Genomic DNA, 21,820 nt, shown 5'->3' with positions numbered 1-21,820 from the left:
AGCTTCGCCGGGCAAGCCATGTTGCCGCCGCAATCGCTGAAAGCCCGCAAGGGTCGCGGGGCCGTGTCGAACTTGCAAGGGCGCTATGAGGCGCATGCGCGTGCCGGTTTCGATGACGGCTGGAGCGTGGGAGGCCTGGACGAGGCCGCCGGGGAGGAGGCTCCGGACTGGAAGACGCAGGTCAGCGACGAGCAGGCACGCACCATCCTTACGCGCAATGCCTCGCCCGATTTGCCCTTCAATGTGTCCCTGAACCCGTACCGGGGCTGCGAACATGAGGCTGCATCTATTGCTTTGCCCGTCCTACGCACAGCTATCTGGGCCTGTCGCCGGGCCTGGACTTCGAAAGCCGCATCTACGCCAAGGTGAACGCCCCCGAACTCTTGCGGCGGGAATTGGCCAAGCCGTCGTATATGCCCGAACCAATCGCCCTGGGCGTCAATACCGATGCGTATCAGCCGTGCGAACGCGAACTGCAGTTGACGCGGCGCGTGCTGGAAGTGTTGCAGGAGTGCGAGCATCCCGTGGCGCTGATCACGAAATCGTCGCTGATCGAGCGCGATATCGACATTCTTGCGCCCATGGCGGCCAAGCACCTGGCGGCCGTGGCCGTCACTGTCACCACGCTCGACCCGGCCATCGCGCGCACCTTGGAGCCGCGCGCGGCCGCGCCGGCGCGGCGCTTGCGTACCATCCGCACCCTGACGGACGCGGGCATTCCCGTGGGCGTGAGCATCGCGCCCATCATTCCCTTTGTCACGGAACCGGAAATCGAGCAGCTGCTCGAAGCCGTGCGCGACGCGGGCGCCATCCACGCCCATTACGTCGTGCTGCGCCTGCCGTGGGAAGTGAGCCCATTGTTCCAGCAATGGCTGGAAGCGCACTTCCCGGAACGGGCCCAGCGCGTGATGAACCGGGTGCGCGAAATGCGCGGCGGCAAGGATTACGACAGCGCGTTCGGCACGCGCATGCGGGGCGAAGGCGTGTGGGCCGACCTCATCCGCCAGCGTTTCGAGAAAGCCGTACACCGCCTGGGGCTGCATGGCAGGGGCGGCCGCTTCAGGCAGCTCGATTGCACGCAGTTCCGCCGGCCGCTGGTGGTGCCGCCGTTGGGAGTCAGGGAGAAAGGGGGCAATGCGGGGCAGCTCGATTTGTTTTAAGTTTATGCATCGTCAGCGCTGATGCTGCAGGGGTATGCTGCGGCGCTGTCCTGGGTCAGTGCCTGGAGCTGCGCCAGATGTTGCTCGATGGCAAAGACGTGTGGGTCGCTCTTGCCCAGCTCACGCAGGGCGCTGGCCAGGTGCAGCAGGTATTCGCTGTTCGGGCCGCTGGGGCCGTTTGAACGGGCAATTTGGCGCGCGATGTCGAGTTCCGGGGCGGCGCCCAGGAAGGCGGCGTTTTCCTCGTTGGCGATGTACACCAGGCCTTCAACCTTGCTGCTATCGTCGAAGGTGATGTCGGTGGCCAGGCGCAAATAACCGTTTTTTTCGCGGTGGTCGAGGTGGGCGAAGACTTCGGGGGTAATCAAATAAGCCATGCCGTCGCACACGGCGCCCGCCTGCGGCACGATGGTGGCGACCCTGCCCGGCGCCATCGGCGTGCCCCGATGATCGTGCGAACCCTGCCAGAAGCGCCGCGCCCAGCCTGCGATGCTGGCGGGTCGCCGTTCAAGATAGGGAAAGTCCGCCTTGTAGATCAGCGAGCCATAGCCGAACAGCCAGACCTGGTCGTGGCCGTCAAATTTGTTCATGCGCCGGTTGACGGCGATGGTGGCGGCGTCGATGCAAGACAGGTCGTTTTGGTCAGGCTGGGTCATGGCGTAAGGGGCAAGGGGCAAGGGGCAAGGGGCACTATGCCATTATAAGGCGCTGCCAGCCGGGACGCCGGCCGGCAGGGCGTCGCGTGCGCCGTTGTTTCCGCCGACGTTCCACTCGTGCGTCTGGACGAACTGGAACAGGAAGGCCATGAAGCTTTCGGCCGCCGGTGACAGCGAACGCCCCGTCTTCGTGTAGACGAAAAAGCGTCGCGTCAGTTCCGGCTCGTGCAGGGCGCGCATCTGCAACTGGTACAGCTTGACCATCGGTTCCGCATACGGCAGGCAGACCGTGATGCCCAGGTTGGCGCTGACCATGGCCAGCGCCGTCGTCATGAAGGTCACTTCATTGTAGGGATTGAGCGACAGCTCGCGAAACGCGCCGTGCATGTCGCGCAGCAGGCGTTCCGTAAATTGCCCCTGCAGCGAAATGAACGGGTAGTCGCCCACGTCGGCCCAGGTGACGCGTTCTTTCTGCTGCAGCGGATGCTGCTCGGGAAAGACCAGCACGAAGGGCATTTCAAATAGCACTTGCGCGGCGATTTCCGCCGTCGGGTCGCGCTCGGGGCCGATGCCGAAATCGACTTCGCCGCTGAAGACGCGCGCCGATACGTTTTCCACAGGGCAATCGACCAAGCGCAGCTGCACGTCCGGGTGCGCCTGGCGGTAGGCGGCGATCACTTCCGGCAGCAGGGTGCAGGCCATCATCTGCGGCGCGGCGATGCGCACCAGGCCTGTTTTCAGGGCCTTGCGCTGGGCGATGCCGGCCATGGCGCCATCGAGGTCTTCGATCATCTTTTCAAACAGCGGATACAGTTCGCGGCCTATTTCCGACAGCTGCGTCTTGCGCGTGCTGCGCTCGACCACGCGCACGCCCAGCACGCTTTCCAACTCCTTGATCAAGCCGCTCAGCGCCGATTGCGTCACGTGCAGGTATTCGGCGGCCAGGGTAAAACTGCCGGTCTTGGCCAACGCCACGAAGGCGCGCATCTGTCGCAGGCTGGGACTCATAAGATAATCCGATAAATCAATGGTTAAAAATTGTTTGTATGATAGCTGTAACTCGATTCTAATGGTGAAAAGCTGAAAAACACGCCAGCCATCGCGCCCAAGGCGCATCCATTGGAGACAGACCATGAAGATCAAGCAAATCCACCACGTCGCCTACCGCTGCATCGACGCGAAGAAAACCGTCGAGTGGTACGTCAAGCATTTGAACATGAATTTCGTCCTCGCCATCGCCGAAGACCTGGTGCCGTCGACCAAGGCGCCGGACCCGTACATGCACGTCTTCCTCGACGCGGGCCAGGGCAATGTGCTGGCATTTTTTGAGCTGCCGACGCAGCCGCCCATGGATCGCGACCGCAATACCCCGGCCTGGGTACAGCATTTGGCGCTGGAAGTGGGCAGCATGGAAGAATTGCTGGCCGCCAAGGAGCGCCTGGTGGCCGCCGGCATTGAGGTGCTGGGCCCTGTCAATCACGCCATCTTCCAGTCGATTTACTTCTTCGACCCGAACGGCCATCGCCTGGAACTGGCGGCCAACGTGGGCACGCCCGAGATGATGGCCAAACTGGACGCCGTCAAATGGGAAATGCTGGAAGAATGGTCGCAGACGCGCCGTGCACCCAAGCACGCCGCCTGGATGCATGCGCCCGTCGAAGCCTGAGCGCCCCGCAGCGACACTCTCTGAAACATATACCGAACAAGGAACACCATGAAACTCGCAACCCTGAAAAACGGCAGCCGCGACGGCACCCTGATCCTCGTCAGCCGCGACCTGCGCCAGTACCAGCGCGTGGCCGCCATCGCGCCCACCCTGCAGGCGGCACTCGACAACTGGGACGCCGTCGCGCCCAAGCTGGAGCAGGCGTACGCCAACTTGAACGCGGGCCAGGCGCCGGACGCGCAGCCGTTTGACGCGGCATTGTGCCACTCGCCGCTGCCGCGTGCCTACCAGTGGGCCGACGGTTCCGCCTACATCAACCACGTGGAACTGGTGCGCAAGGCGCGCAACGCGGAAGTGCCGGCCTCGTTCTACACGGACCCGCTGATGTACCAGGGCGGCTCGGACAGCTTTATCGGCCCGCGCGACCCCATCTTCGCCCTGTCCGAAGAGTGGGGCATCGACCTGGAGGCCGAGGTGGCCGTCATCACGGGCGACGTGGCCATGGGTGCCAGCGTGGCCGAAGCGGCAGCATCGATTCGCCTGGTGATGCTGGTCAACGATGTCTCGCTGCGCAACCTGATCCCGGGCGAACTGGCCAAGGGTTTCGGCTTCTTCCAGTCGAAGGCGGCCAGCGCATTCTCGCCCGTCGCCGTCACGCCCGATGAACTTGAAAGCCACTGGGCGGACAGCAAGCTGCATTTGCCGCTGCTAGTCGACTTGAACGACAAGCCTTTCGGCAAGCCGAATGCGGGCGAAGACATGACCTTCAATTTTGCGCAGCTGGTGGCGCATGCGGCGAAGACACGCGAACTGGGCGCCGGCAGCATCGTCGGCTCCGGCACCGTATCGAACAAGCAGGGCAACCTGTTTGGTTCCAGCATCGAGAACGGCGGCGTGGGCTACTGCTGCCTGGCCGAAGTGCGCATGTATGAAACCATCGAACACGGCGCGCCAAAAACGGCGTATCTGAAATTCGGCGACACGGTGCGCATCGAGATGCGCGACGCGGCGGGCGCCAGCATCTTTGGCAGCATCGAGCAGACGGTCGCGCTGTACGCCGGCCGCGCCTGAGGGGAGGGCGCCCCATGAAGCTGTACACCTACTTTCGCAGTTCGGCCGCTTACCGCGTGCGCATTGCCCTCAATGTAAAGGGCATCGCTTACGACAGCATACCCGTGCACCTGCTGCAGGATGGCGGCCAGCAACTGCTGCCCGCCTACCGGACCGTCAATCCGTCGGCCCTGGTGCCGGCGCTCGATGACGATGGCGCCATCCTGACGCAGTCGCTGGCGATGCTCGAATACCTGGACGAGACGCGCCCAGCCGTGCCGCTGCTGCCGTCGGACGCGCTGGGACGCGCCCGCGTGCGCGCGCTGGCGCTGGCGATCGCCTGCGATGCCCATCCGCTGACGAATCTGCGCGTCCTGACGTACCTGAAAAACACCCTGGGGTTGTCGGACGAGGCCAAGCAGGCGTGGTACCGTCACTGGATGGCCGAGGGACTGGCTGCCGTGGAAGCGCTGCTGACGCAGGGCGACCCTTCCGGCACGGGCCTGTTCTGCCATGGCGACAGCCCGACGATGGCCGATTGCTGCCTGGTGCCGCAAGTGTTCAATGCGCAGCGCTTCGCCATCAACCTGGCGCCCTATCCGCGCGTGGCGCGCATCCACGCGCGTTGCGCCGGCTTGCCGGCGTTTGTGGCCGCCCATCCGTCGCAGCAACCCGACGCCGAATAGGTTTGATCCGCGTCAAGCGCTGAACAGCCCCGGCCAGCAGGCCGGCCGGGGCTTTTTTGCGCGTGCTGGATTGTGGGCAGGCAAGGCGAGCTTGCCGGTGCGCTACAATTTGCGTTTGCCCAAATACTTTACGCGCCATGACCGTAACAATCGTTCCTGCCAGCATCACCGATGCCCTGTTCCTGGCGCATGCTTCCTGGCGTCCCATCCTGCTGCGCGGCTTGCACGCCGTGATGGCGGCCGATCCCGCCTACCTGCCGGCGCTGGCCGTCGACGATTACCTGCCCACGCAGGGCCGGCTGTTCGCCGCCTTCGCCCTGCCGCTGGCGCAGGTGCGCCATGTGCTGGTGGGCGAGGGGCCGTATCCGCGCGCCGAGAGCGCCACGGGCGTGTGTTTCATGGATGGCGCCGTCGGCAGCCTGTGGTCGGCGACGGGCCTGTCGAAGCCTGTCAACCGCGCCACTTCCTTGCGCAACTTCATGAAGATGCTGCTGGTGGCCGATGGCCAGTTGCAGGGCGGCGACACGTCCGGCGCGGCCATGGCGCCCGTGGCCGCCGCCGCGCAGCTGCCAGAGAGCGGCGTGATCCAGACCCTGCCCGACTTGCAGCGCAAGATGACGGAGCAGGGTTTTTTGCTGCTCAACGCGGCGCTGGTGTTCCGTGCCCACGTGCCGCCCGTGCAGGATGCGCGCGGCTGGCTGCCTTTCCTGCAAGTGGTGCTGGAAGCGCTGGCGCAGCAGGGAGGTGCGGCCTTGCCGCAATTGGTGTTGTGGGGCAAGATTGCCGAGCTCATCAAACGCTTGCCGGTGGCGGCAATGCTGCCTCAGGTGACGGCGGAACATCCGTATAATCTGTCCTTTATCGGCAATCGTGACATGCAGGCCTTGTTTGGCCCGATGCAACTATTGCGTGCTTGAGCTTGAATCATCGCCTGTCTGGCGGAAGTGCGGGGAATATGCAAATCAGTAATGTGGAAGAATTGACGGCGTGGATAGCGGCGGGCGGCGTGCCCGATTATCTGTATTTCTGGGGACACACGCCGGCGCAGCCGCAAGTGCCCGACAAAAGTTGCTTCAGTCAGTGGTTTCCGTCGCCGTTCAGCCTTGCTGGCGTGACGTATGCCACGGCCGAGCATTACATGATGGCGCAAAAGGCGGCCCTGTTTGGCGACACGGTCGTGCAGGCGCGCATCGTGGCGGCCGGGCGGCCGTCGGAAGTGAAAAAGCTGGGGCGTGAAGTGGCGAACTTTGACGCCAGGGTGTGGGAAGCGGCGCGCGCCGGCATCGTCTTCGATGGCAACTTTGCCAAGTTCTCGCAAAAAGCCGCGCTGCGCAAGTTCTTGCTGGGCACGGGCGAGCGCATCATTGTCGAAGCCAGTCCCGTCGACCGCATCTGGGGCGTGGGCCTGGCGTCGGACAATTCGCGCATCCTGGACCCCGCCACCTGGGACGGCTTGAATCTGTTGGGTTTTGAACTGATGAAAGTGCGCAGCGCTCTGCGCGCGTGACGAGTACTGTTGTTTTCCCGAAGCCGCCGCGCCTGGCGCGGCCGGATATGCCCCTGCCAGCCCTGTGGTCATCGAGGGGCGCTCTGACAAACCCTGCCGAATTTGTTATACTTGACTAAATCATTCAACTACTCAGGGTTTGAGAAGTTGAAAAGCCGCAATATTTTAAACTAGTTGAACCGAGGATGTATGCGTCTGACTACAAAAGGCCGTTTTGCCGTGACAGCTATGATTGATCTTGCCCTTCGCCAGGGCAAGGGACCGGTCACCTTGTCCGGCATCAGCCAGCGCCAGTCGATTTCCCTGTCCTACCTGGAACAGCTGTTCGGCAAGCTGCGCCGGCATGAAATCGTCGAATCGATCCGCGGCCCCGGCGGCGGCTACAGCCTGGCGCGCCGTGCAGACAAAGTAACGGTGGCCGACATCATCATCGCCGTCGATGAGCCGCTGGACGCTACGCAGTGCGGCGGCAAGGAACATTGCCACGGCGCCGACGCGGCCACGGGTGCGCGCTGCATGACGCATGAGTTGTGGTCCACACTCAACGAAAAAATGGTCGATTATCTGGATTCTGTGTCGCTGCAGGACCTGGTCGACCAGCAGAGACAAAAGATTGCCGAGCAAAGCGTGATGGTGATGCACCGTAACCACGCCGCCCTCGGTTGATAAATACAAAATACTAAGTTGCTGATTGCATTGGAGTTATTGATGAACGCCCCTGAAAAAAACGTAGGCCAAGTGCACTTTGAAACCGCACCGCATTTTCCGATCTATATGGATTACTCGGCCACCACGCCGATCGATCCACGCGTCGCCGACAAGATGATTCCTTATCTGCGCGAGCAGTTCGGCAATCCGGCATCGCGCAGCCACATGTATGGCTGGACGGCGGAAAAAGCCGTGGAAGAAGCGCGTGGCTACGTGGCGGCCCTGGTGAACGCCGATCCGCGCGAAATCATCTGGACTTCCGGCGCGACGGAAAGCAACAACCTGGCCATCAAGGGTGCGGCGCAGTTCTACAAGACCAAGGGCAAGCACATCATCACCGTCAAGACCGAGCATAAATCGGTGCTCGACACGGTGCGCGAACTGGAACGCGTCGGCTTTGAAGCAACGTATCTGGAACCGCAGGACAACGGGCTGATCACCGTCGAGCAACTGGCCGCAGCCGTGCGCCCGGACACCATCCTCGTGTCGGTGATGTTGGTGAACAACGAAATCGGCGTGATCCAGCCGATCGACGAGATCGGCGTGTTCTGCCGCTCGAAAGGCATCATCTTCCATTGCGACGCCGCGCAAGCGACGGGCAAGGTCGTCATCGACCTGCAAAAGACCAAGGTTGACCTGATGACCTTCACAGCGCATAAAACCTACGGACCGAAAGGCGTGGGCGCCCTGTACGTCTGCCGCAAGCCGCGCGTGCGCCTGGAAGCGCAAATGCACGGTGGCGGCCATGAGCGCGGCCTGCGTTCGGGCACCCTGCCGACGCACCAGATCGTCGGCATGGGCGAGAGCTTCCGCATCGCCAAGGAAGAAATGGACAGCGAGATCGGCCGCATCAAGGCCTTGCGCGACCGCCTGGCCAAGGGCTTGCAAGAGATCGAAGAAGTTTACATCAACGGCGACATGGAGCACCGCGTGCCGCACAACCTGAACGTCAGCTTCAACTACGTTGAAGGCGAGTCGCTGATCATGGCGATCAAGGATATCGCCGTGTCGTCCGGTTCGGCCTGCACCTCGGCCAGCCTGGAGCCATCGTACGTGCTGCGCGCCCTGGGCCGCAGCGACGAACTGGCGCACAGCTCGATCCGCTTCACCATCGGCCGCTTCTCGACCGAGGAAGACATCGACTTCGCCGTGAACCTGCTGAAATCGAAAGTGCACAAATTGCGTGAGCTGTCGCCCCTGTGGGACATGTTCAAAGAGGGAATCGATATCAATTCGATTCAATGGGCGGCACACTAACCATCACGAAGGCTCCGCTCACGGGGCCGGCAAGAATATTAAAGGAGCATCAAAATGGCTTACTCGGACAAAGTACTCGATCACTACGAAAACCCGCGCAACGTGGGCGCTTTCGACAAGGGTGATGAAACCATCGGCACCGGCATGGTGGGCGCGCCCGCCTGCGGCGACGTGATGAAACTGCAGATCAAGGTCGGCGCCGATGGCCTGATCGAAGATGCGAAATTCAAGACCTATGGCTGCGGTTCGGCCATCGCCTCGAGCTCGCTGGTGACCGAATGGGTCAAGGGCAAGACCCTGGACCAGGCGCTGGCCATCAAGAACACGCAGATCGCCGAAGAACTGGCCCTGCCGCCGGTGAAAATCCACTGCTCCATTTTGGCGGAAGACGCGATCAAGGCCGCCGTGCTTGATTATAAAACCCGTCATCCGGCTGCGGCCTAAGTTTGCATTCTGCCCCGTGCCGCAAGGCCTGGGGCAGGCGCGGAGAAATACATGATCACACTGACCGAAAAAGCGGCGAAACACATCAACCGTTATATCGAACGGCGCGGCAAGGGCATGGGCCTGCGCTTTGGCGTGCGCACCACGGGCTGCTCGGGCCTGGCCTACAAGCTTGAATATGTCGATGAAGTGGCGGCCGAAGACAGCGTTTTCGAATCGCACGGCGTGAAAGTCTTCGTCGACCCGAAAAGCTTGCCTTACATCGACGGCACGGAACTCGATTTCGCGCGCGAAGGCTTGAACGAAGGCTTCAAGTTCCACAATCCGAACGAAAAAGACGCCTGCGGCTGCGGCGAGTCCTTCAGGATTTAAACAGCTGGCAAGACCCCGGTCGGTGCGCTGTACCCATCGATTGCGGTACAGCGACCACCGACCATTATGCAAAACCACTTCGAATTATTCCAGTTGCCGGCGCAGTTCGGGCTCGACATGAGCGCGCTCGACGCGGCCTACCGCGACGTGCAGGGCAAGGTTCATCCGGACCGTTTCATCAACGCCAGCAGCGCTGAAAAGCGCGTGGCAATGCAATGGGCCACGCGCGCCAATGAAGCCTATCAAACCCTGAAAAGCCCGCAAAAGCGCGCGCAATACCTGTGCGAACTGAATGGCGTCGATTTACAGACGGAATCGAACACGGCCATGCCCGTCAGCTTTCTGATGCAGCAGATGGAATGGCGCGAGGAACTGGGCGAGGCGCGCGCAGGCAAGGATGCCGACGCGCTCGACGCCCTGGACCGCCAGTTGCGCGGCGAACGCAAGGCACTGCTGGCCCAGGTGGCGGCCCAGTTCGACACCGCCGACTATGTGAATGCCGCGCAAAGCGTGCGCGCCCTGATGTTCCTCGACAAATTCGGCGAAGAAGTCCGCTTTGCCTACGAGGCCATGGAAGCCTGACTGACCAAGCGCCAGTCCGGCGCGCGTCTTATAATGCGCGACAGGCATCAGCAGCACCACGCACAAAATTAATCGAGGCACGAATACAATGGCACTTCTGCAAATTTCCGAACCAGGCATGTCGACCGCGCCGCACCAGCACCGGCTGGCCGTCGGCATCGATCTGGGCACCACCAATTCCCTGGTCGCCACTGTCCGCAACAGCATTCCCGAGGTGCTCAACGACGAAGACGGGCGCTCCCTGCTGCCTTCCGTCGTGCGCTACCTGCCGAACGGCCATGCGAACATTGGCTACAAGGCCCTGTCCGCGCAAACTACCGACCCGAAGAACACCATCGTGTCCGTGAAGCGCTTCATGGGCCGTGGCCTGGCCGACATCGCCTACGCGGAAAACCTGCCCTACGATTTCCAGGATACGCCTGGCATGGTGCAGCTGAAAACCGTGGCCGGCGTGAAAAGCCCCGTCGAAGTGTCGGCGCAAATCCTCGCCACGCTGCGCCAGCGCGCGGAAGACTCGCTGGGCGACGACCTGGTGGGCGCCGTGATTACCGTGCCCGCCTACTTTGACGATGCGCAGCGCCAGGCCACGAAAGATGCGGCGCAATTGGCCGGCATCAATGTCTTGCGCCTCTTGAGCGAGCCGACCGCCGCCGCCATCGCGTATGGCCTCGACAACGCCTCCGAAGGCGTGTACGCCGTATACGACCTCGGTGGTGGCACTTTCGACATCTCGATCCTGAAACTGAGCAAGGGCGTGTTTGAAGTGCTGTCCACGGGCGGCGACTCGGCCCTGGGCGGCGACGATTTCGACCGCCGCCTGTTCTGCTGGATCAGCGAGCACGCCAAGCTGGCGCCCTTGTCGGACGAAGACACGGCCATCCTGATGGTGAAGGCGCGCGAGATCAAGGAAACGCTGTCGACCAAGTCGGAAACGATGATCGATGCGGCCCTGAACTCGGGCGAAGAGATCCACCTGCGCATCACGGCAACGGAATTTGCCGCCATGACGCAGCACCTGGTGGGCAAGACCATGAGCGCCATCAAGAAGGCCTTGCGCGACGCGAACGTGGATGCAGACGACGTCGACGGCGTGGTGATGGTGGGCGGCGCCACGCGCATGCCGCACGTGCAGCGTGCCGTCAGCGAATTTTTCCACACGACGCCGCACGCGAATATCGACCCGGACAAAGTGGTGGCGCTGGGCGCGGCCATCCAGGCGAACTTGCTGGCCGGCAACCGCGCCGCCGGCGACGACTGGCTGCTGCTGGACGTGATCCCGCTCTCCTTGGGCATCGAGACCATGGGCGGCCTGGTGGAAAAGATCATCCCGCGCAATTCAACGATTCCCTGCGCGCGCGCGCAGGAATTCACGACATTTAAAGATGGCCAGACGGCGCTGGCCGTGCACGTGCTGCAGGGCGAGCGCGAACTGGTGAGCGACTGCCGTTCGCTGGCGCGCTTCGAGCTGCGTGGCATTCCGCCGATGGTGGCGGGCGCCGCGCGCATCCGCATTACCTATCAGGTCGATGCGGATGGCTTGCTGTCCGTCTCGGCGCGCGAACTGCGCTCGGGCGTGGAAGCGTCGATCAGCGTCAAGCCGGCCTACGGCCTGGGCGACGATGATATCGCCCGCATGCTGCAAGAGTCGTACACCTCGGCCGACGTCGACATGGTGGCGCGCGCGCTGCGCGAAGAGCAGGTGGAAGCAGAACGCATCCTGCTGGCCACGCAGTCGGCGCTCGATGAAGACGGCGGCTTGCTGGCAGATGCGGAACGCCTCACCGTGGATGGCTTGATGAACAAGGTGCGCGACGCCATTGCGCAATCGCAGAGCGGCGCCATCGACCACCAGGCCTTGAAGCTGGCGATCGAGGCGCTCGCCGACGGCACCGAGGATTTCGCCTCGCGCCGCATGGACCGCAGCGTGCGCACTGCCCTGAAGGGCAAGTCCCTGGATCAAGTCGTATAAAACTAATTGAACAGCGCGCCGCCGATGCTGCGGCCGCGCTCCGAATGACAGACTGAAAGAAGAAACCATGCCACAAATCGTTATCCTGCCGCACGCCAAGCTTTGCCCGGACGGCGCCGTCATCGAAGCCCCGGCCGGCAAGTCCATCTGCGACATCCTGCTGGAAAACGACATCGACATCGAGCATGCCTGCGAAAAATCGTGCGCCTGCACCACCTGCCACGTGCTGGTGCGTGAAGGCATCGAATCCTTGAACGAAGCGACGGAACTGGAAGAAGACATGCTGGACAAGGCCTGGGGCCTGGAAGCCGTGTCGCGCCTGTCGTGCCAGTCCATCGTGGCCGAGGCCGATCTCGTCGTCGAAATCCCGAAATACACGATCAACCAGGTCAGCGAAGGCAGCCACTAACATGAAATGGTCCGATATCCACGGTATCGCCGAGGCGCTGTACGACGCGCATCCGGACATCGATCCCCTGACCGTGCGTTTCACCGACCTGCATAATTGGGTGGTGGCATTGGACGGCTTCGACGATGACCATACGCGCGGCGGCGAAAAAGTGCTCGAAGCGATACAGATGGCGTGGATCGATGAAGCGCGCTAAGGGCGCGGCGCCCGCCGCCGTGGTTTCCGTGCCGAAAGACATCATCACGGCCGCCAGCAACATGCCCGAAATCAAGGATGGCCAGTCGGTCGCCTTGCTGCAGGAATTGCACATCCTGACGCGCGACGGCAAGATGAACCAGGACAGCCGCCGCAAGCTCAAGCAGGTGTACCACCTGACGCAGTTCATCGAGCCGCTGCTGCGCGAAGTGCAGCTCGACCATCCCGGCGTTTCGCTGGTCGATCATGGCGCCGGCAAGTCGTATCTGGGCTTCATCCTGTACGACCTGTTCTTCAAGAATGGCAATGACGGTTCGCACATCTACGGCATCGAGACGCGCGAGGAGCTGGTGCAGCGCTCGCAAGAACTGGCCAAAAAATTCAGGTTCCCCGGCATGTCGTTTTTGCCGCTGTCCGTGGCCGAATCGACGGAGTCAAACTTGCTGCCGCAGCAGATCGACATCGTCACCGCCTTGCACGCCTGCAATACGGCCACCGATGACGCCATCCACTTCGCCCTGAAGAAAAAAGCGAAGTTCATGGTGCTGGTGCCATGTTGCCAGGCCGAAGTCGCTTCCGTATTGAAGAGGAACAAGGGCCAGAGTCTGGGCAAGAATGTCTTGACGGAATTGTGGCGCCACCCCTTGCACACGCGCGAGTTCGGCAGCCAGATCACCAACGTGCTGCGCTGCTTGCAGCTGGAAGCGCATGGCTACCAGGTCAGCGTGACGGAACTGGTGGGCTGGGAGCATTCGATGAAGAATGAACTGATCATCGCCAGTTATAAAAACTTGCCGCGCCAGCGTCCGACGGAACGCCTGCAGGAAGTGCTGCAGACCCTGGGTCTGGAAGAGATGGGCCAGCGTTTCTTTGCCGAGGAATTGGCCAAGGCCAGCGCGTAAGGATACGCTGTCGCACACGAGGGGAGGAGCGGGTCGGTTACAATACCGGCTTTCTCCTCCTCTTGCTTTTTGCGCATCCCCCATGACCACACCACAAGAAATGCCCACCGTTCGCCTGGCCAAGCGCCTGTCTGAAGACGTGCCCTGTTCGCGCCGCGAGGCCGAGCTGTATATCGAGGGCGGCTGGGTCACGGTCGACGGCGTGCTGGTGGAAGAGTCGGGCGCGCGCGTGGCCGACAATCAAGCGGTGGTGCTGTTGCCGAACGCCACCCTGGAAGAAATGCCGCCCGTGACGATCTTGCTGCACAAGCCGGCCGGGATCAACGGCGGCGTGGGCAGCGAAGGCAAGCCGGCCCTGAGCTGTTTGCGTCCTGAAGAGCTGTTCACCCCGGAAAATGTGCTGCCCAGCGCCGTCACGCGCTTCCTCAAGCGCCATTTGATCGGCCTGACCATCACCAATCCGCTCGACACCAAGGCTTCCGGCCTGCTGGTGTTTACGCAGGATTTCCGCGTCGCCCGCAAGCTGGTCGATGAAGCGAAAACGGTAGAGCAGGAATTCATCGTGGAAGTGTCGGGCGCCATCGCCGACAATGGCCTGGCGCTGTTGAATCACGGCTTGCCTTTCAATGGCAAGCCTTTGCCGCCGATCAAGGTCAGCTGGCAAAACGAAACGCGCTTGCGCTTCGCCCTGAAAAACGTGCAGCCGGGCCAGATCGCCCATATGTGCAAGATGGTGGGACTGGACGTCGTCGCCATGAAGCGCTTGCGCATCGGCCGCATCCCGATGGGCGCCATGCCCGCGGGGCAATGGCGCTACCTGCAAGGCTACGAGCGCTTCTAAAGCTGCGGCGCGACGATGGCGTGGCTTTCCGCAAAGCTTTTCCATAGCCGTTCGGCAATATTCAAGGCGATGGTGTCGGCCTTCTCTTGCAGGGCCGGGTTGCCCATGCTCTCGGTCGTGGCGAAGAACAGGGTCAGCCAGCGGCGGAACATGCAGGGCGTGAGGTGTTTCATTTGCGCGTGCTGGGCCAGAGGCTTGCCGTGATAGCGCATGCTGCCGCGCAACAAGCCTGACCAGAAATCGACCAATGTTGCCCGATGGGCATCCCAATCCTTGACCTCGGCGGCAAAGATGGGGCCCAGCATGGCGTCATCGCGCGCGGCCGCATAAAAGGTGTGGACGAGATGCTTGACGTCGTCTTCGCTGCAGACTTCCTCGCGGTAGGGAGCGAAACGTGTGTGGGGGAGGGGGGTGGTATTATTCATGGCATGCCATGATCGCAGAGCCCCCGTGGCGCTTCAATGATCCAAGTCAAGCCGCGTAAAAACTCAGGCGGCGACTTTCTTCGACTTCTTGGCCGGCGCGGGCAATTGCACGATCTGCGTGCCCACCAGCTTGTCGTGCAGGAATTGTCCATTGCCCGTGAACAGCGCCGTGGCCGACCAGGCCAGCATGCCGATGCCGATGGCGCCCAGGGCCGTCCAGTGTTGCAAATCGAATACATACGACACCAGCAGTGCCGGCAGCAGCCACATCCATGACAGCATGTAGCGGCAGGCGGCCACGCGCAGCGGCACGTGGGCGTGGCCCGGCAATACCAGTTGCAAGCGCCAGGTCTTCATGGCCAGGGTTTGTCCTTCGCGGCTCCATTGGTGGATGAAATACGCCCCCATGATGAGGAAGGCCAGGCATTGGCGCATGTGCTCCGTCAACGGCGTATGCGCGCCCTGCACGGCCAGTTCAAACAGCAGGAAGGGCAAAAACAGCACGGCCAGGGCCAGCAGTGACTCGTACACCATGGAAATCAGGCGGCGCTTGATCGTGGGATGGGTGGTGCTGGCGGCAGGCGTGCTATTTGGCATAGTTCGGCAGTGGGGCAGGCGTGACAGGTGGCGTGACGGGCACGGTGGCGGGGGCTGCGGCAGGATCGGCTGGCGGCACGGCCACCGCTGCGGGAGCGGGCGGCAGGACGGGCGCGACGGCGGCCGGTGCGGCCGGTGGTGCCAGCACGGGCGGCTTGCTGGTGTTGGAATTAATCGCCGGCACTTTCTCCAGCGGCTTTTTACGCACCAGTTCCGTTGCCAGCTTTTTCTTTTGATCTTCCGGCAATTGCTGGTATTGCTCCCATTGCGCGGACTTTTGACCAGGATCAATCTTCTTCGTGCGCGTATAGTTTTCGCGCACCAGGCGGCGCTGTTCCGGCGTCAGCTTGATCCATACACGCATGCGTTCATGCACGCGGGTTTGCTCGTCGGGTGCCATGGAGGCAAAGCGCTTGGCGATATCGAGCCATTTCTGCTTGCGCAAGGCTTCCAGCTTGTTCCATTCGCCCGCCAGCGGCTGCAGGGCTTCCTGTTGCGCGCGCGACAGCTTGTTCCACGGCGGGTTGTCGCTGGCCTTGGACGGCGTGCCACCTTTGCCGGCCGTACGGGGCAAGCCGGGCTTGACGGCCGAGGCAGGTGCTACGGCAGTCGCGGGCGTTGCCGCCACGGCGGCGACGGCGGGAGGCGTCTGGTGCTGGCCCATCCATGCGGCGCCAGCCAGGGCGCAGGCACCCAAGCCGATAGCGCCAGCCAGCCAGCCTTTGCGTACGCTCAAGCGTGCCATGCTTATTGCTCGCGTTTCGTCAGGTAGGCGTTGAAGCCATGGTCCATATAGGCGGAGAGCGGCAATTCGTCGGACAGCACGGCGGCGTCGATTTCTGCCAGTTCGGCAATATGTTGTTCCTGCTCAAACTGATAGATGCCCACCATGCCGCCGATCAGCAACAACAACGGGATGATGACGCTCATGCGGCCGAGCCACGACAGCGGCTCGACCAGCAAATGGCTGGCGACGCCGGCGAACACGTTCTGGCGCACGCTCACGGTGGCGGGCGCGTCCGCCTTCTTGCGCGACAGCGCCAGCTTGCGTGCCGCTGCCAGGCGATCGGTGGCCGATGCGGGCAGGTCGTCGAGTTTTTCGTTCAGTGCATGGCGCACTTTGTAAGCGAAATTGAGATCGTCGGTGTTCATAATATTATTCCCTTGGCTTTCAGCGATTCGGCGAGCGTGTGGGTAGCTCTAGAGCAATGTGTTTTCACGCTACCTTCGGAGCAACCCATCGCTTCCGCTGTTTCAGCCACATCCATGTCCTGCCAGTAACGCATGAGGAAGGCTTCGCGTTGACGTGACGGCAGTTTTTGTACCTCTGCATCAATCAAAGCAAGCATTTGCGCGCGTTCGACCTGGTCGGCCGACGATTCGGCGGCGCTGGAGCCCTGTTCCGATTCATAGGTGTAAAGTAGTTCAAAATCTTCATGCTCGTCGCCCGAGGGCTTCATGTTGGAAAACAGGCTGACCCAGGTGTTGCGAACTTTTTCTCGGCGGAAATAATCAAGTATGGTGTTTTGCAAGATGCGCTGGAACAGCATCGGCAGCTCGGCGGCCGGCTTGTCGCCGTATTTCTCGGCCAGCTTGATCATGGCATCTTGCACGATGTCGAGTGCCGATTCTTCCTTGCGGACCGCGTAGGCGGCTTGCTTGAAAGCGCGCCGCTCGACATTTTCGAGAAAGTCGGATAATTCTTTGTCTGTTGCCATGCGGTATGGGGATCTTGGCGGCTGCGGCTGCGGTGGGCGAATTGGGACGGGTATGCTTTTTGCAACCCCGTGCATGCTAGCAAAAAATGTGCGTTTCCGCAGGGTTTTTGCACGTCGTGCGAGCAAAAATGCAGCGAGGCTGACATTTTCCTTGACCATAATGGTGCAACGCGATAACGTATGGGACGCTTTGAACACCCCAAAGCCCTATGGTCAGGTCGCGACCGGCACACAAGGCCATCCGCGGCAAGACGCGCTTTCATTTGTAGGCAGTTTGTTCTAACCCGTGCCACAAGCGCGAGCGGTTCGTACAGGCGCCACAGAAACTCCGGCCAAACGAGTTGCGTTAAGCGTTGTTTTGTAAGGTATCTATGGGTGCCCAAAGAAATTGCGTGACCGCATGAAAAGGGAAGCAGGAGCACTGTCGCGCACAGCGAACTTCGTCAGGAAAGAACATCCGATCAATCTCCAATGGACCTTGAAAGGAATGTTTCATGAATACCGAAGCAGCAGCAGGACCTATCACCGGCGCAGAAATTGTTGTGCGCTGTCTGGCTGAAGAGGGCGTCGAGCACGTCTTTGGGTACCCGGGCGGAGCCGTACTCTACATCTACGACGCCATCTTCCAGCAAAACAAATTCCAGCATATTCTGGTACGCCACGAGCAGGCCGCGATCCACGCCGCCGATGCCTATTCGCGCAGCTCGAACAAAGTCGGTGTCGCCATCGTCACGTCCGGTCCGGGCGTCACGAATGCCGTCACGGGCCTGTCGACCGCCTATATGGACTCGATTCCCATGGTCGTGATCTCCGGCCAGGTGCCGAGCCACGCCATCGGCCAGGATGCGTTCCAGGAATGCGACACGGTCGGCATCACCCGCCCCGTGGTCAAGCACAACTTCCTCGTCAAGGATGTCAAGGACCTGGCGGCAACGATCAAGAAAGCCTTCTTCATCGCCCGTACCGGCCGTCCGGGACCCGTGCTGGTCGATATCCCCAAGGATATCAGCATGCACAAATGCCATTTCGCCTATCCGAAGGAAGTCGAAATGCGTTCCTATCGTCCCGTCGACAAGGGCCACTCGGGCCAGATCCGCAAGGCCGTGCAGCTGCTGCTGCAAGCCGAACGCCCGATGATCTACACGGGCGGCGGCGTGATCCTGGCGAATGCGGCCCCCGAGCTGAACAAGCTGGTCGACCGCCTGGGTTTCCCTTGCACCAACACCTTGATGGGCCTGGGCGGCTACCGCGCCTCGAGCGAGCAGTATGTCGGCATGCCCGGCATGCACGGCACCTACGAAGCGAACATGGCGATGCAGAATTGCGACGTCCTGATTGCCATCGGCGCCCGTTTCGATGACCGCGTGATCGGCAACCCGAAACATTTCGCCTCGCATCCGCGCAAGATCATCCACGTGGACATCGATCCATCGTCGATTTCCAAGCGCGTCAAGGTCGATATCCCCATCGTCGGCAACGTCAAGGATGTGCTGGTCGAGTTCCTCGCGCAGCTCGATGCGGCCGAAGCCAAGCCCAACGTCAATGCATTGAGTCACTGGTGGAAGCAGATCGCCGAATGGCGTGGCCGCGAATGCCTGAAATACCCGACCTCCGACCTGGTCATCAAGCCGCAATCGGTGGTGGAAAAAGTCTTCCAGCTCACCAAGGGCGATGCTTTCATCACCTCCGATGTGGGCCAGCACCAGATGTGGGCGGCGCAATATTATGGCTTCGACAAGCCGCGCCGCTGGATCAATTCCGGCGGCCTGGGCACCATGGGCGTCGGCTTGCCGTACGCCATGGGCGTGCAGATGGCCAACCCGGACGCCACCGTCGCTTGTATTACCGGCGAAGGCTCGATTCAGATGTGCATCCAGGAACTCGCCACGTGCAAGCAGTATCATTTGACGCCGAAGATCATCATGCTCAACAACCGTTTCCTCGGCATGGTGCGCCAGTGGCAGGAAATCGATTACGGTTCGCGCTATTCCGAGTCGTACATGGATTCGCTGCCCGACTTCGAAAAGCTGGCCGAAGCGTATGGCCACGTGGGCATGAAAATTGAAAAACCGGGCGACGTTGACGGCGCCCTGAAAGAGGCGTTTGCCATGAAAGACCGGCTGGTATTCATGAACTTCATTACCGACCAGTCCGAAAACGTGTGGCCAATGGTGAAAGCTGGCAAGGGCCTGTCCGAAATGATGCTCGGTTCGGAGGATCTCTAATCATGCGCCATATTATTTCTGTCTTGCTGGAAAACGAAGCGGGCGCCCTGTCGCGCGTGGTGGGCCTGTTCTCGGCACGCGGCTACAACATCGAAACCTTGACGGTGGCGCCGACGGAAGACTCGACCCTGTCGCGCATGACCATCGTCACCAGCGGCTCGGACGATATCATCGAGCAAATCACCAAGCACCTCAACCGTCTGATCGAGGTAGTCAAGGTGGTCGACTTGACCGAAGGCCAGCATATCGAACGCGAGTTGATGCTGATCAAGGTCCGTGCCGTGGGCAAGGAGCGCGAGGAAATGAAGCGCACCGCCGATATCTTCCGCGGCCGCATCATCGATGTCACCGAAAAGACGTACACGATCGAGCTGACCGGCAACAAGGTCAAGCTCGACGCGTTCATCGATTCGATCGACCGCGCCGCCATCCTGGAAACCGTCCGCACCGGTGGTTCCGGCATCGGCCGCGGCGAACGCATCCTCAAAGTATAAAAGCACATAGCAGCACTACGCGGCCCTGGCGCCGCATTTAAAACAACAACGCATCATCAAATTATAGGAAATACCATGAAAGTTTTTTACGACAAAGACGCTGACCTCTCCTTGATCAAAGGTAAAAACGTTGCCATCATCGGCTACGGTTCGCAAGGCCACGCACACGCACAAAACCTCAACGATTCGGGCGTCAACGTCACCGTCGGCCTGCGCAAGGGCGGCGCTTCGTGGACCAAGGTCGAGCAAGCTGGCTTGAAAGTGGCGGAAGTCAACGACGCCGTGAAAGCGGCCGACGTCATCATGATCTTGCTGCCAGATGAAAACATCGCCCAGGTCTACCACGAAAACATCGCCCCGTTCGCCAAGCAGGGCGCCGTACTGGCCTTCGCCCACGGCTTCAACGTGCATTACGGCCAAGTCGTGCCACGCGCCGACCTGGACGTGATCATGGTCGCGCCGAAAGCCCCGGGCCACACCGTGCGCGCCACTTACACCCAGGGTGGCGGCGTGCCCCACCTGATCGCCGTGTACCAGGACAAATCGGGCATCGCCCGCGATATCGCCCTGTCGTACGCTTCGGCCAACGGCGGCGGCCGTGCCGGCATCATCGAAACGAATTTCCGCGAAGAAACCGAAACGGACTTGTTCGGCGAGCAAGCCGTGTTGTGCGGCGGTGCCGTGGAACTGATCAAGGCCGGTTTCGAAACCCTGACGGAAGCGGGTTACGCACCTGAAATGGCTTACTTCGAGTGCTTGCACGAACTGAAACTGATCGTCGACCTGATCTATGAAGGCGGCATCGCCAACATGAACTACTCGATCTCGAACAACGCCGAATACGGCGAATACGTGACCGGCCCGAAAATCGTGACCTCGGCCACCAAGGATGCGATGCGTCAATGCCTGAAAGACATCCAGACGGGCGAATACGCGAAGAGCTTCATCCTGGAAAACAAGGCAGGCGCACCGACCCTGATCTCGCGCCGCCGCCTGACGTCCGAACACCAGATCGAAGAAGTGGGCGCCAAACTGCGCGCCATGATGCCTTGGATCGCCAAGAACAAGATGGTTGACCAGTCGAAAAACTAAGCAGTTATCGTTCTTCGCACGAAGCCGGCGCAAGCCGGCTTTTTTGTGCGCAGGCGTTTGGCAAGCAACATCCGTTACAATCAGGCCCATTCAAAAATACCGTCAGCGCCATGCTCGTTTTTTCTAAAGTTTTTATCGGCAACCTTCATGTGGTCAAGCGCCCCGTCTCGCTTGCCATCAGCTGCTGGTTTCTGATCATCGGCTCGCTGTCAGCGCTGGTGTCGGCTTACCTCGGCCGCAACGATCCCGCCATGCTGGCCGGCATGGCGCATAGCGTGATTCCCGCCGAGGTGCAATACGCGATTTTGCTCTTCAGCCAGGGCATTACCCTGGTGGTAGCGCTGGCCATGCTGCAAAGGCAGCGTGGCGCGCGTACTGTGTATCTGCTGTGGGGCGTGATCGACATTGCATTCTGCCTGGTGACCGTGCCGCTGAAGATGCACGTCTTGCCTGGCACGCTGACGTTCGCCGTCATTTGCGCCTTCCTGTACAGTCCGAAATCGAATGCCTGGTTTTCACCACGTAAGGCGGCCAATGATGCCTGCATGACGCCAGCTTGAGCACGGCTGTTTTCGTGCGCACGCTTTTCGCCCGCCTCCTATATAATCCCGCCCTTCCTTTGCAGTTTCCTCTGGACTGCATCTGTTTCGGTATCTGCCGACCGCAACGCGCATCACCGCTTTTGTAGCACGCCAGGCGCTATTGTACTGCTTGCGAAATGGTTGCACTATTTAAAGACTGCGCTATCATCTACATATTGAGTTTGAGATGAGGTGAGCAATGCTGACTGCGGCGCCGATTATATTGAGCGAGGAAGACCGTGCCGAACTGGAACGAAGGGTCCGGTCGCAAACCATCGATACAC

Annotated in this window: 26 protein-coding genes and 1 pseudogene; 20 read left to right on the top strand and 7 right to left on the bottom strand. The window is 61.1% G+C overall.

What is annotated here, in order from left to right:
- The first annotated feature begins 18 nt into the window (after positions 1 to 18).
- Positions 19 to 1,160 (top strand): annotated as a pseudogene (locus tag CSZ94_RS15710) (PA0069 family radical SAM protein).
- Positions 1,161 to 1,162: 2 nt separating this feature from the next.
- On the opposite strand, the gene CSZ94_RS15705 reads toward CSZ94_RS15710, so the two are convergent.
- Both CSZ94_RS15705 and CSZ94_RS15700 read right to left on the bottom strand, forming a co-directional pair.
- Positions 1,163 to 1,816, bottom strand: coding sequence for a gamma-glutamylcyclotransferase (locus tag CSZ94_RS15705; RefSeq protein WP_374703583.1), 654 nt, complete (start codon positions 1,814 to 1,816; stop codon positions 1,163 to 1,165).
- A gap of 42 nt (positions 1,817 to 1,858) precedes the next feature.
- Positions 1,859 to 2,824: a LysR family transcriptional regulator gene (locus CSZ94_RS15700; protein WP_102122360.1), complete on the bottom strand. Its 966-nt coding sequence runs from the start codon at positions 2,822 to 2,824 to the stop codon at positions 1,859 to 1,861.
- Positions 2,825 to 2,948: 124 nt separating this feature from the next.
- Between CSZ94_RS15700 and CSZ94_RS15695 the strand changes: the two genes are divergently transcribed.
- From CSZ94_RS15695 to CSZ94_RS15625, 15 genes are all read left to right on the top strand, one after another.
- Complete coding sequence (locus CSZ94_RS15695) at positions 2,949 to 3,482, top strand: VOC family protein (protein WP_102122359.1); 534 nt, start codon at positions 2,949 to 2,951, stop codon at positions 3,480 to 3,482.
- Between the two features lie 48 nt (positions 3,483 to 3,530).
- Positions 3,531 to 4,553 carry a fumarylacetoacetate hydrolase family protein gene (locus CSZ94_RS15690; protein WP_102122358.1) on the top strand — a complete coding sequence of 341 codons (1,023 nt, stop codon included), beginning with the start codon at positions 3,531 to 3,533 and terminating at the stop codon, positions 4,551 to 4,553.
- Positions 4,554 to 4,567: 14 nt separating this feature from the next.
- Positions 4,568 to 5,218, top strand: coding sequence for a maleylacetoacetate isomerase (gene maiA, locus CSZ94_RS15685; protein ID WP_102122357.1), 651 nt, complete (start codon positions 4,568 to 4,570; stop codon positions 5,216 to 5,218).
- A 137-nt stretch (positions 5,219 to 5,355) separates the two neighbouring features.
- Positions 5,356 to 6,135 (top strand): uracil-DNA glycosylase, encoded by a 780-nt coding sequence (locus tag CSZ94_RS15680; protein WP_102122356.1) that lies wholly within the window; start codon positions 5,356 to 5,358, stop codon positions 6,133 to 6,135.
- A 38-nt stretch (positions 6,136 to 6,173) separates the two neighbouring features.
- The gene (locus CSZ94_RS15675) at positions 6,174 to 6,725 is read left to right on the top strand and encodes an NADAR family protein (RefSeq protein ID WP_102122355.1); all 552 of its coding nucleotides are present in this window, start codon (positions 6,174 to 6,176) and stop codon (positions 6,723 to 6,725) included.
- A 189-nt stretch (positions 6,726 to 6,914) separates the two neighbouring features.
- Positions 6,915 to 7,391 carry a Fe-S cluster assembly transcriptional regulator IscR gene (gene iscR, locus CSZ94_RS15670; RefSeq protein WP_034779566.1) on the top strand — a complete coding sequence of 159 codons (477 nt, stop codon included), beginning with the start codon at positions 6,915 to 6,917 and terminating at the stop codon, positions 7,389 to 7,391.
- 42 nt (positions 7,392 to 7,433) lie between these two features.
- Positions 7,434 to 8,690 (top strand): IscS subfamily cysteine desulfurase, encoded by a 1,257-nt coding sequence (locus CSZ94_RS15665; protein WP_102122354.1) that lies wholly within the window; start codon positions 7,434 to 7,436, stop codon positions 8,688 to 8,690.
- Positions 8,691 to 8,744: 54 nt separating this feature from the next.
- Positions 8,745 to 9,134 (top strand): Fe-S cluster assembly scaffold IscU, encoded by a 390-nt coding sequence (gene iscU, locus CSZ94_RS15660; protein WP_102122353.1) that lies wholly within the window; start codon positions 8,745 to 8,747, stop codon positions 9,132 to 9,134.
- A gap of 51 nt (positions 9,135 to 9,185) precedes the next feature.
- The gene (gene iscA / locus CSZ94_RS15655) at positions 9,186 to 9,506 is read left to right on the top strand and encodes an iron-sulfur cluster assembly protein IscA (RefSeq protein ID WP_010399774.1); all 321 of its coding nucleotides are present in this window, start codon (positions 9,186 to 9,188) and stop codon (positions 9,504 to 9,506) included.
- Between the two features lie 66 nt (positions 9,507 to 9,572).
- Positions 9,573 to 10,088 (top strand): Fe-S protein assembly co-chaperone HscB, encoded by a 516-nt coding sequence (gene hscB, locus CSZ94_RS15650; protein ID WP_102122352.1) that lies wholly within the window; start codon positions 9,573 to 9,575, stop codon positions 10,086 to 10,088.
- 88 nt (positions 10,089 to 10,176) lie between these two features.
- Positions 10,177 to 12,057, top strand: a complete 1,881-nt coding sequence (gene hscA / locus CSZ94_RS15645; RefSeq protein WP_102122351.1) for a Fe-S protein assembly chaperone HscA — start codon at positions 10,177 to 10,179, stop codon at positions 12,055 to 12,057.
- Positions 12,058 to 12,124: 67 nt separating this feature from the next.
- Positions 12,125 to 12,466, top strand: a complete 342-nt coding sequence (gene fdx, locus CSZ94_RS15640; RefSeq protein ID WP_034750070.1) for an ISC system 2Fe-2S type ferredoxin — start codon at positions 12,125 to 12,127, stop codon at positions 12,464 to 12,466.
- Between the two features lies 1 nt (position 12,467).
- Positions 12,468 to 12,662, top strand: a complete 195-nt coding sequence (gene iscX, locus CSZ94_RS15635; RefSeq protein ID WP_102122350.1) for a Fe-S cluster assembly protein IscX — start codon at positions 12,468 to 12,470, stop codon at positions 12,660 to 12,662.
- On the top strand, positions 12,649 to 13,563 hold the full coding sequence (locus CSZ94_RS15630; RefSeq protein WP_102122349.1) for a class I SAM-dependent methyltransferase: 915 nt from the start codon (positions 12,649 to 12,651) through the stop codon (positions 13,561 to 13,563). The genes iscX and CSZ94_RS15630 overlap by 14 nt, the downstream gene beginning before the upstream one ends.
- A gap of 82 nt (positions 13,564 to 13,645) precedes the next feature.
- Entirely contained in the window at positions 13,646 to 14,404 is a 759-nt protein-coding gene (locus CSZ94_RS15625; protein WP_102122348.1) for an rRNA pseudouridine synthase, read from the top strand.
- On the opposite strand, the gene CSZ94_RS15620 is transcribed toward CSZ94_RS15625, so the two are convergent.
- The 5 genes from CSZ94_RS15620 to CSZ94_RS15600 all read right to left on the bottom strand — a co-directional run bounded on the left by CSZ94_RS15620 (position 14,401) and on the right by CSZ94_RS15600 (position 17,144).
- A complete protein-coding gene (locus CSZ94_RS15620) occupies positions 14,401 to 14,829 on the bottom strand; it encodes a group III truncated hemoglobin (protein WP_102122347.1) in 429 nt (142 codons plus the stop codon). The genes CSZ94_RS15625 and CSZ94_RS15620 overlap by 4 nt on opposite strands.
- Positions 14,830 to 14,892: 63 nt before the next feature.
- Positions 14,893 to 15,426: an RDD family protein gene (locus CSZ94_RS15615; RefSeq protein ID WP_102122346.1), complete on the bottom strand. Its 534-nt coding sequence runs from the start codon at positions 15,424 to 15,426 to the stop codon at positions 14,893 to 14,895.
- Positions 15,416 to 16,171, bottom strand: a complete 756-nt coding sequence (locus CSZ94_RS15610) for a DUF3106 domain-containing protein (protein WP_102122345.1) — start codon at positions 16,169 to 16,171, stop codon at positions 15,416 to 15,418. The genes CSZ94_RS15615 and CSZ94_RS15610 overlap by 11 nt, the downstream gene beginning before the upstream one ends.
- A 2-nt stretch (positions 16,172 to 16,173) precedes the next feature.
- The gene (locus CSZ94_RS15605; protein ID WP_102122344.1) at positions 16,174 to 16,578 is read right to left on the bottom strand and encodes a DUF3619 family protein; all 405 of its coding nucleotides are present in this window, start codon (positions 16,576 to 16,578) and stop codon (positions 16,174 to 16,176) included.
- Positions 16,575 to 17,144 carry an RNA polymerase sigma factor gene (locus CSZ94_RS15600; protein ID WP_102122343.1) on the bottom strand — a complete coding sequence of 190 codons (570 nt, stop codon included), beginning with the start codon at positions 17,142 to 17,144 and terminating at the stop codon, positions 16,575 to 16,577. Before CSZ94_RS15600 ends, CSZ94_RS15605 begins: the two co-directional genes overlap by 4 nt.
- A gap of 494 nt (positions 17,145 to 17,638) precedes the next feature.
- On the opposite strand from CSZ94_RS15600, the gene CSZ94_RS15595 reads away from it, so the two are divergent.
- The 4 genes from CSZ94_RS15595 to CSZ94_RS15580 all read left to right on the top strand — a co-directional run bounded on the left by CSZ94_RS15595 (position 17,639) and on the right by CSZ94_RS15580 (position 21,515).
- On the top strand, positions 17,639 to 19,369 hold the full coding sequence (locus CSZ94_RS15595; RefSeq protein ID WP_102122342.1) for an acetolactate synthase 3 catalytic subunit: 1,731 nt from the start codon (positions 17,639 to 17,641) through the stop codon (positions 19,367 to 19,369).
- 2 nt (positions 19,370 to 19,371) lie between these two features.
- Positions 19,372 to 19,863, top strand: coding sequence for an acetolactate synthase small subunit (gene ilvN, locus CSZ94_RS15590; protein WP_010399754.1), 492 nt, complete (start codon positions 19,372 to 19,374; stop codon positions 19,861 to 19,863).
- A 75-nt stretch (positions 19,864 to 19,938) separates the two neighbouring features.
- Positions 19,939 to 20,955 carry a ketol-acid reductoisomerase gene (ilvC, locus tag CSZ94_RS15585; protein WP_102122341.1) on the top strand — a complete coding sequence of 339 codons (1,017 nt, stop codon included), beginning with the start codon at positions 19,939 to 19,941 and terminating at the stop codon, positions 20,953 to 20,955.
- A gap of 110 nt (positions 20,956 to 21,065) precedes the next feature.
- On the top strand, positions 21,066 to 21,515 hold the full coding sequence (locus CSZ94_RS15580) for a hypothetical protein (protein WP_102122340.1): 450 nt from the start codon (positions 21,066 to 21,068) through the stop codon (positions 21,513 to 21,515).
- The last annotated feature ends 305 nt before the right edge of the window (positions 21,516 to 21,820 follow it).

This window comes from Janthinobacterium sp. ROICE36 (assembly GCF_002869965.1).
Classification (GTDB): Bacteria; Pseudomonadota; Gammaproteobacteria; order Burkholderiales; family Burkholderiaceae_D; genus Janthinobacterium.
The sequence above is the reverse complement of the archived record's forward strand: the minus strand, read 5'-3'. Positions and strand labels throughout refer to the sequence as shown.

Bases quoted from the DNA above. Each gene is read 5' to 3' on its own strand.
- CSZ94_RS15705 (WP_374703583.1), bottom strand. From the start codon at position 1,816: ATGACCCAGCCTGACCAAAACGACCTGTCTTGCATCGACGCCGCCACC.
- CSZ94_RS15700 (WP_102122360.1), bottom strand. From the start codon at position 2,824: ATGAGTCCCAGCCTGCGACAGATGCGCGCCTTCGTGGCGTTGGCCAAG.
- CSZ94_RS15695 (WP_102122359.1), top strand. From the start codon at position 2,949: ATGAAGATCAAGCAAATCCACCACGTCGCCTACCGCTGCATCGACGCG.
- CSZ94_RS15690 (WP_102122358.1), top strand. From the start codon at position 3,531: ATGAAACTCGCAACCCTGAAAAACGGCAGCCGCGACGGCACCCTGATC.
- maiA (WP_102122357.1), top strand. From the start codon at position 4,568: ATGAAGCTGTACACCTACTTTCGCAGTTCGGCCGCTTACCGCGTGCGC.
- CSZ94_RS15680 (WP_102122356.1), top strand. From the start codon at position 5,356: ATGACCGTAACAATCGTTCCTGCCAGCATCACCGATGCCCTGTTCCTG.
- CSZ94_RS15675 (WP_102122355.1), top strand. From the start codon at position 6,174: ATGCAAATCAGTAATGTGGAAGAATTGACGGCGTGGATAGCGGCGGGC.
- iscR (WP_034779566.1), top strand. From the start codon at position 6,915: ATGCGTCTGACTACAAAAGGCCGTTTTGCCGTGACAGCTATGATTGAT.
- CSZ94_RS15665 (WP_102122354.1), top strand. From the start codon at position 7,434: ATGAACGCCCCTGAAAAAAACGTAGGCCAAGTGCACTTTGAAACCGCA.
- iscU (WP_102122353.1), top strand. From the start codon at position 8,745: ATGGCTTACTCGGACAAAGTACTCGATCACTACGAAAACCCGCGCAAC.
- iscA (WP_010399774.1), top strand. From the start codon at position 9,186: ATGATCACACTGACCGAAAAAGCGGCGAAACACATCAACCGTTATATC.
- hscB (WP_102122352.1), top strand. From the start codon at position 9,573: ATGCAAAACCACTTCGAATTATTCCAGTTGCCGGCGCAGTTCGGGCTC.
- hscA (WP_102122351.1), top strand. From the start codon at position 10,177: ATGGCACTTCTGCAAATTTCCGAACCAGGCATGTCGACCGCGCCGCAC.
- fdx (WP_034750070.1), top strand. From the start codon at position 12,125: ATGCCACAAATCGTTATCCTGCCGCACGCCAAGCTTTGCCCGGACGGC.
- iscX (WP_102122350.1), top strand. From the start codon at position 12,468: ATGAAATGGTCCGATATCCACGGTATCGCCGAGGCGCTGTACGACGCG.
- CSZ94_RS15630 (WP_102122349.1), top strand. From the start codon at position 12,649: ATGAAGCGCGCTAAGGGCGCGGCGCCCGCCGCCGTGGTTTCCGTGCCG.
- CSZ94_RS15625 (WP_102122348.1), top strand. From the start codon at position 13,646: ATGACCACACCACAAGAAATGCCCACCGTTCGCCTGGCCAAGCGCCTG.
- CSZ94_RS15620 (WP_102122347.1), bottom strand. From the start codon at position 14,829: ATGAATAATACCACCCCCCTCCCCCACACACGTTTCGCTCCCTACCGC.
- CSZ94_RS15615 (WP_102122346.1), bottom strand. From the start codon at position 15,426: ATGCCAAATAGCACGCCTGCCGCCAGCACCACCCATCCCACGATCAAG.
- CSZ94_RS15610 (WP_102122345.1), bottom strand. From the start codon at position 16,171: ATGGCACGCTTGAGCGTACGCAAAGGCTGGCTGGCTGGCGCTATCGGC.
- CSZ94_RS15605 (WP_102122344.1), bottom strand. From the start codon at position 16,578: ATGAACACCGACGATCTCAATTTCGCTTACAAAGTGCGCCATGCACTG.
- CSZ94_RS15600 (WP_102122343.1), bottom strand. From the start codon at position 17,144: ATGGCAACAGACAAAGAATTATCCGACTTTCTCGAAAATGTCGAGCGG.
- CSZ94_RS15595 (WP_102122342.1), top strand. From the start codon at position 17,639: ATGAATACCGAAGCAGCAGCAGGACCTATCACCGGCGCAGAAATTGTT.
- ilvN (WP_010399754.1), top strand. From the start codon at position 19,372: ATGCGCCATATTATTTCTGTCTTGCTGGAAAACGAAGCGGGCGCCCTG.
- ilvC (WP_102122341.1), top strand. From the start codon at position 19,939: ATGAAAGTTTTTTACGACAAAGACGCTGACCTCTCCTTGATCAAAGGT.
- CSZ94_RS15580 (WP_102122340.1), top strand. From the start codon at position 21,066: ATGCTCGTTTTTTCTAAAGTTTTTATCGGCAACCTTCATGTGGTCAAG.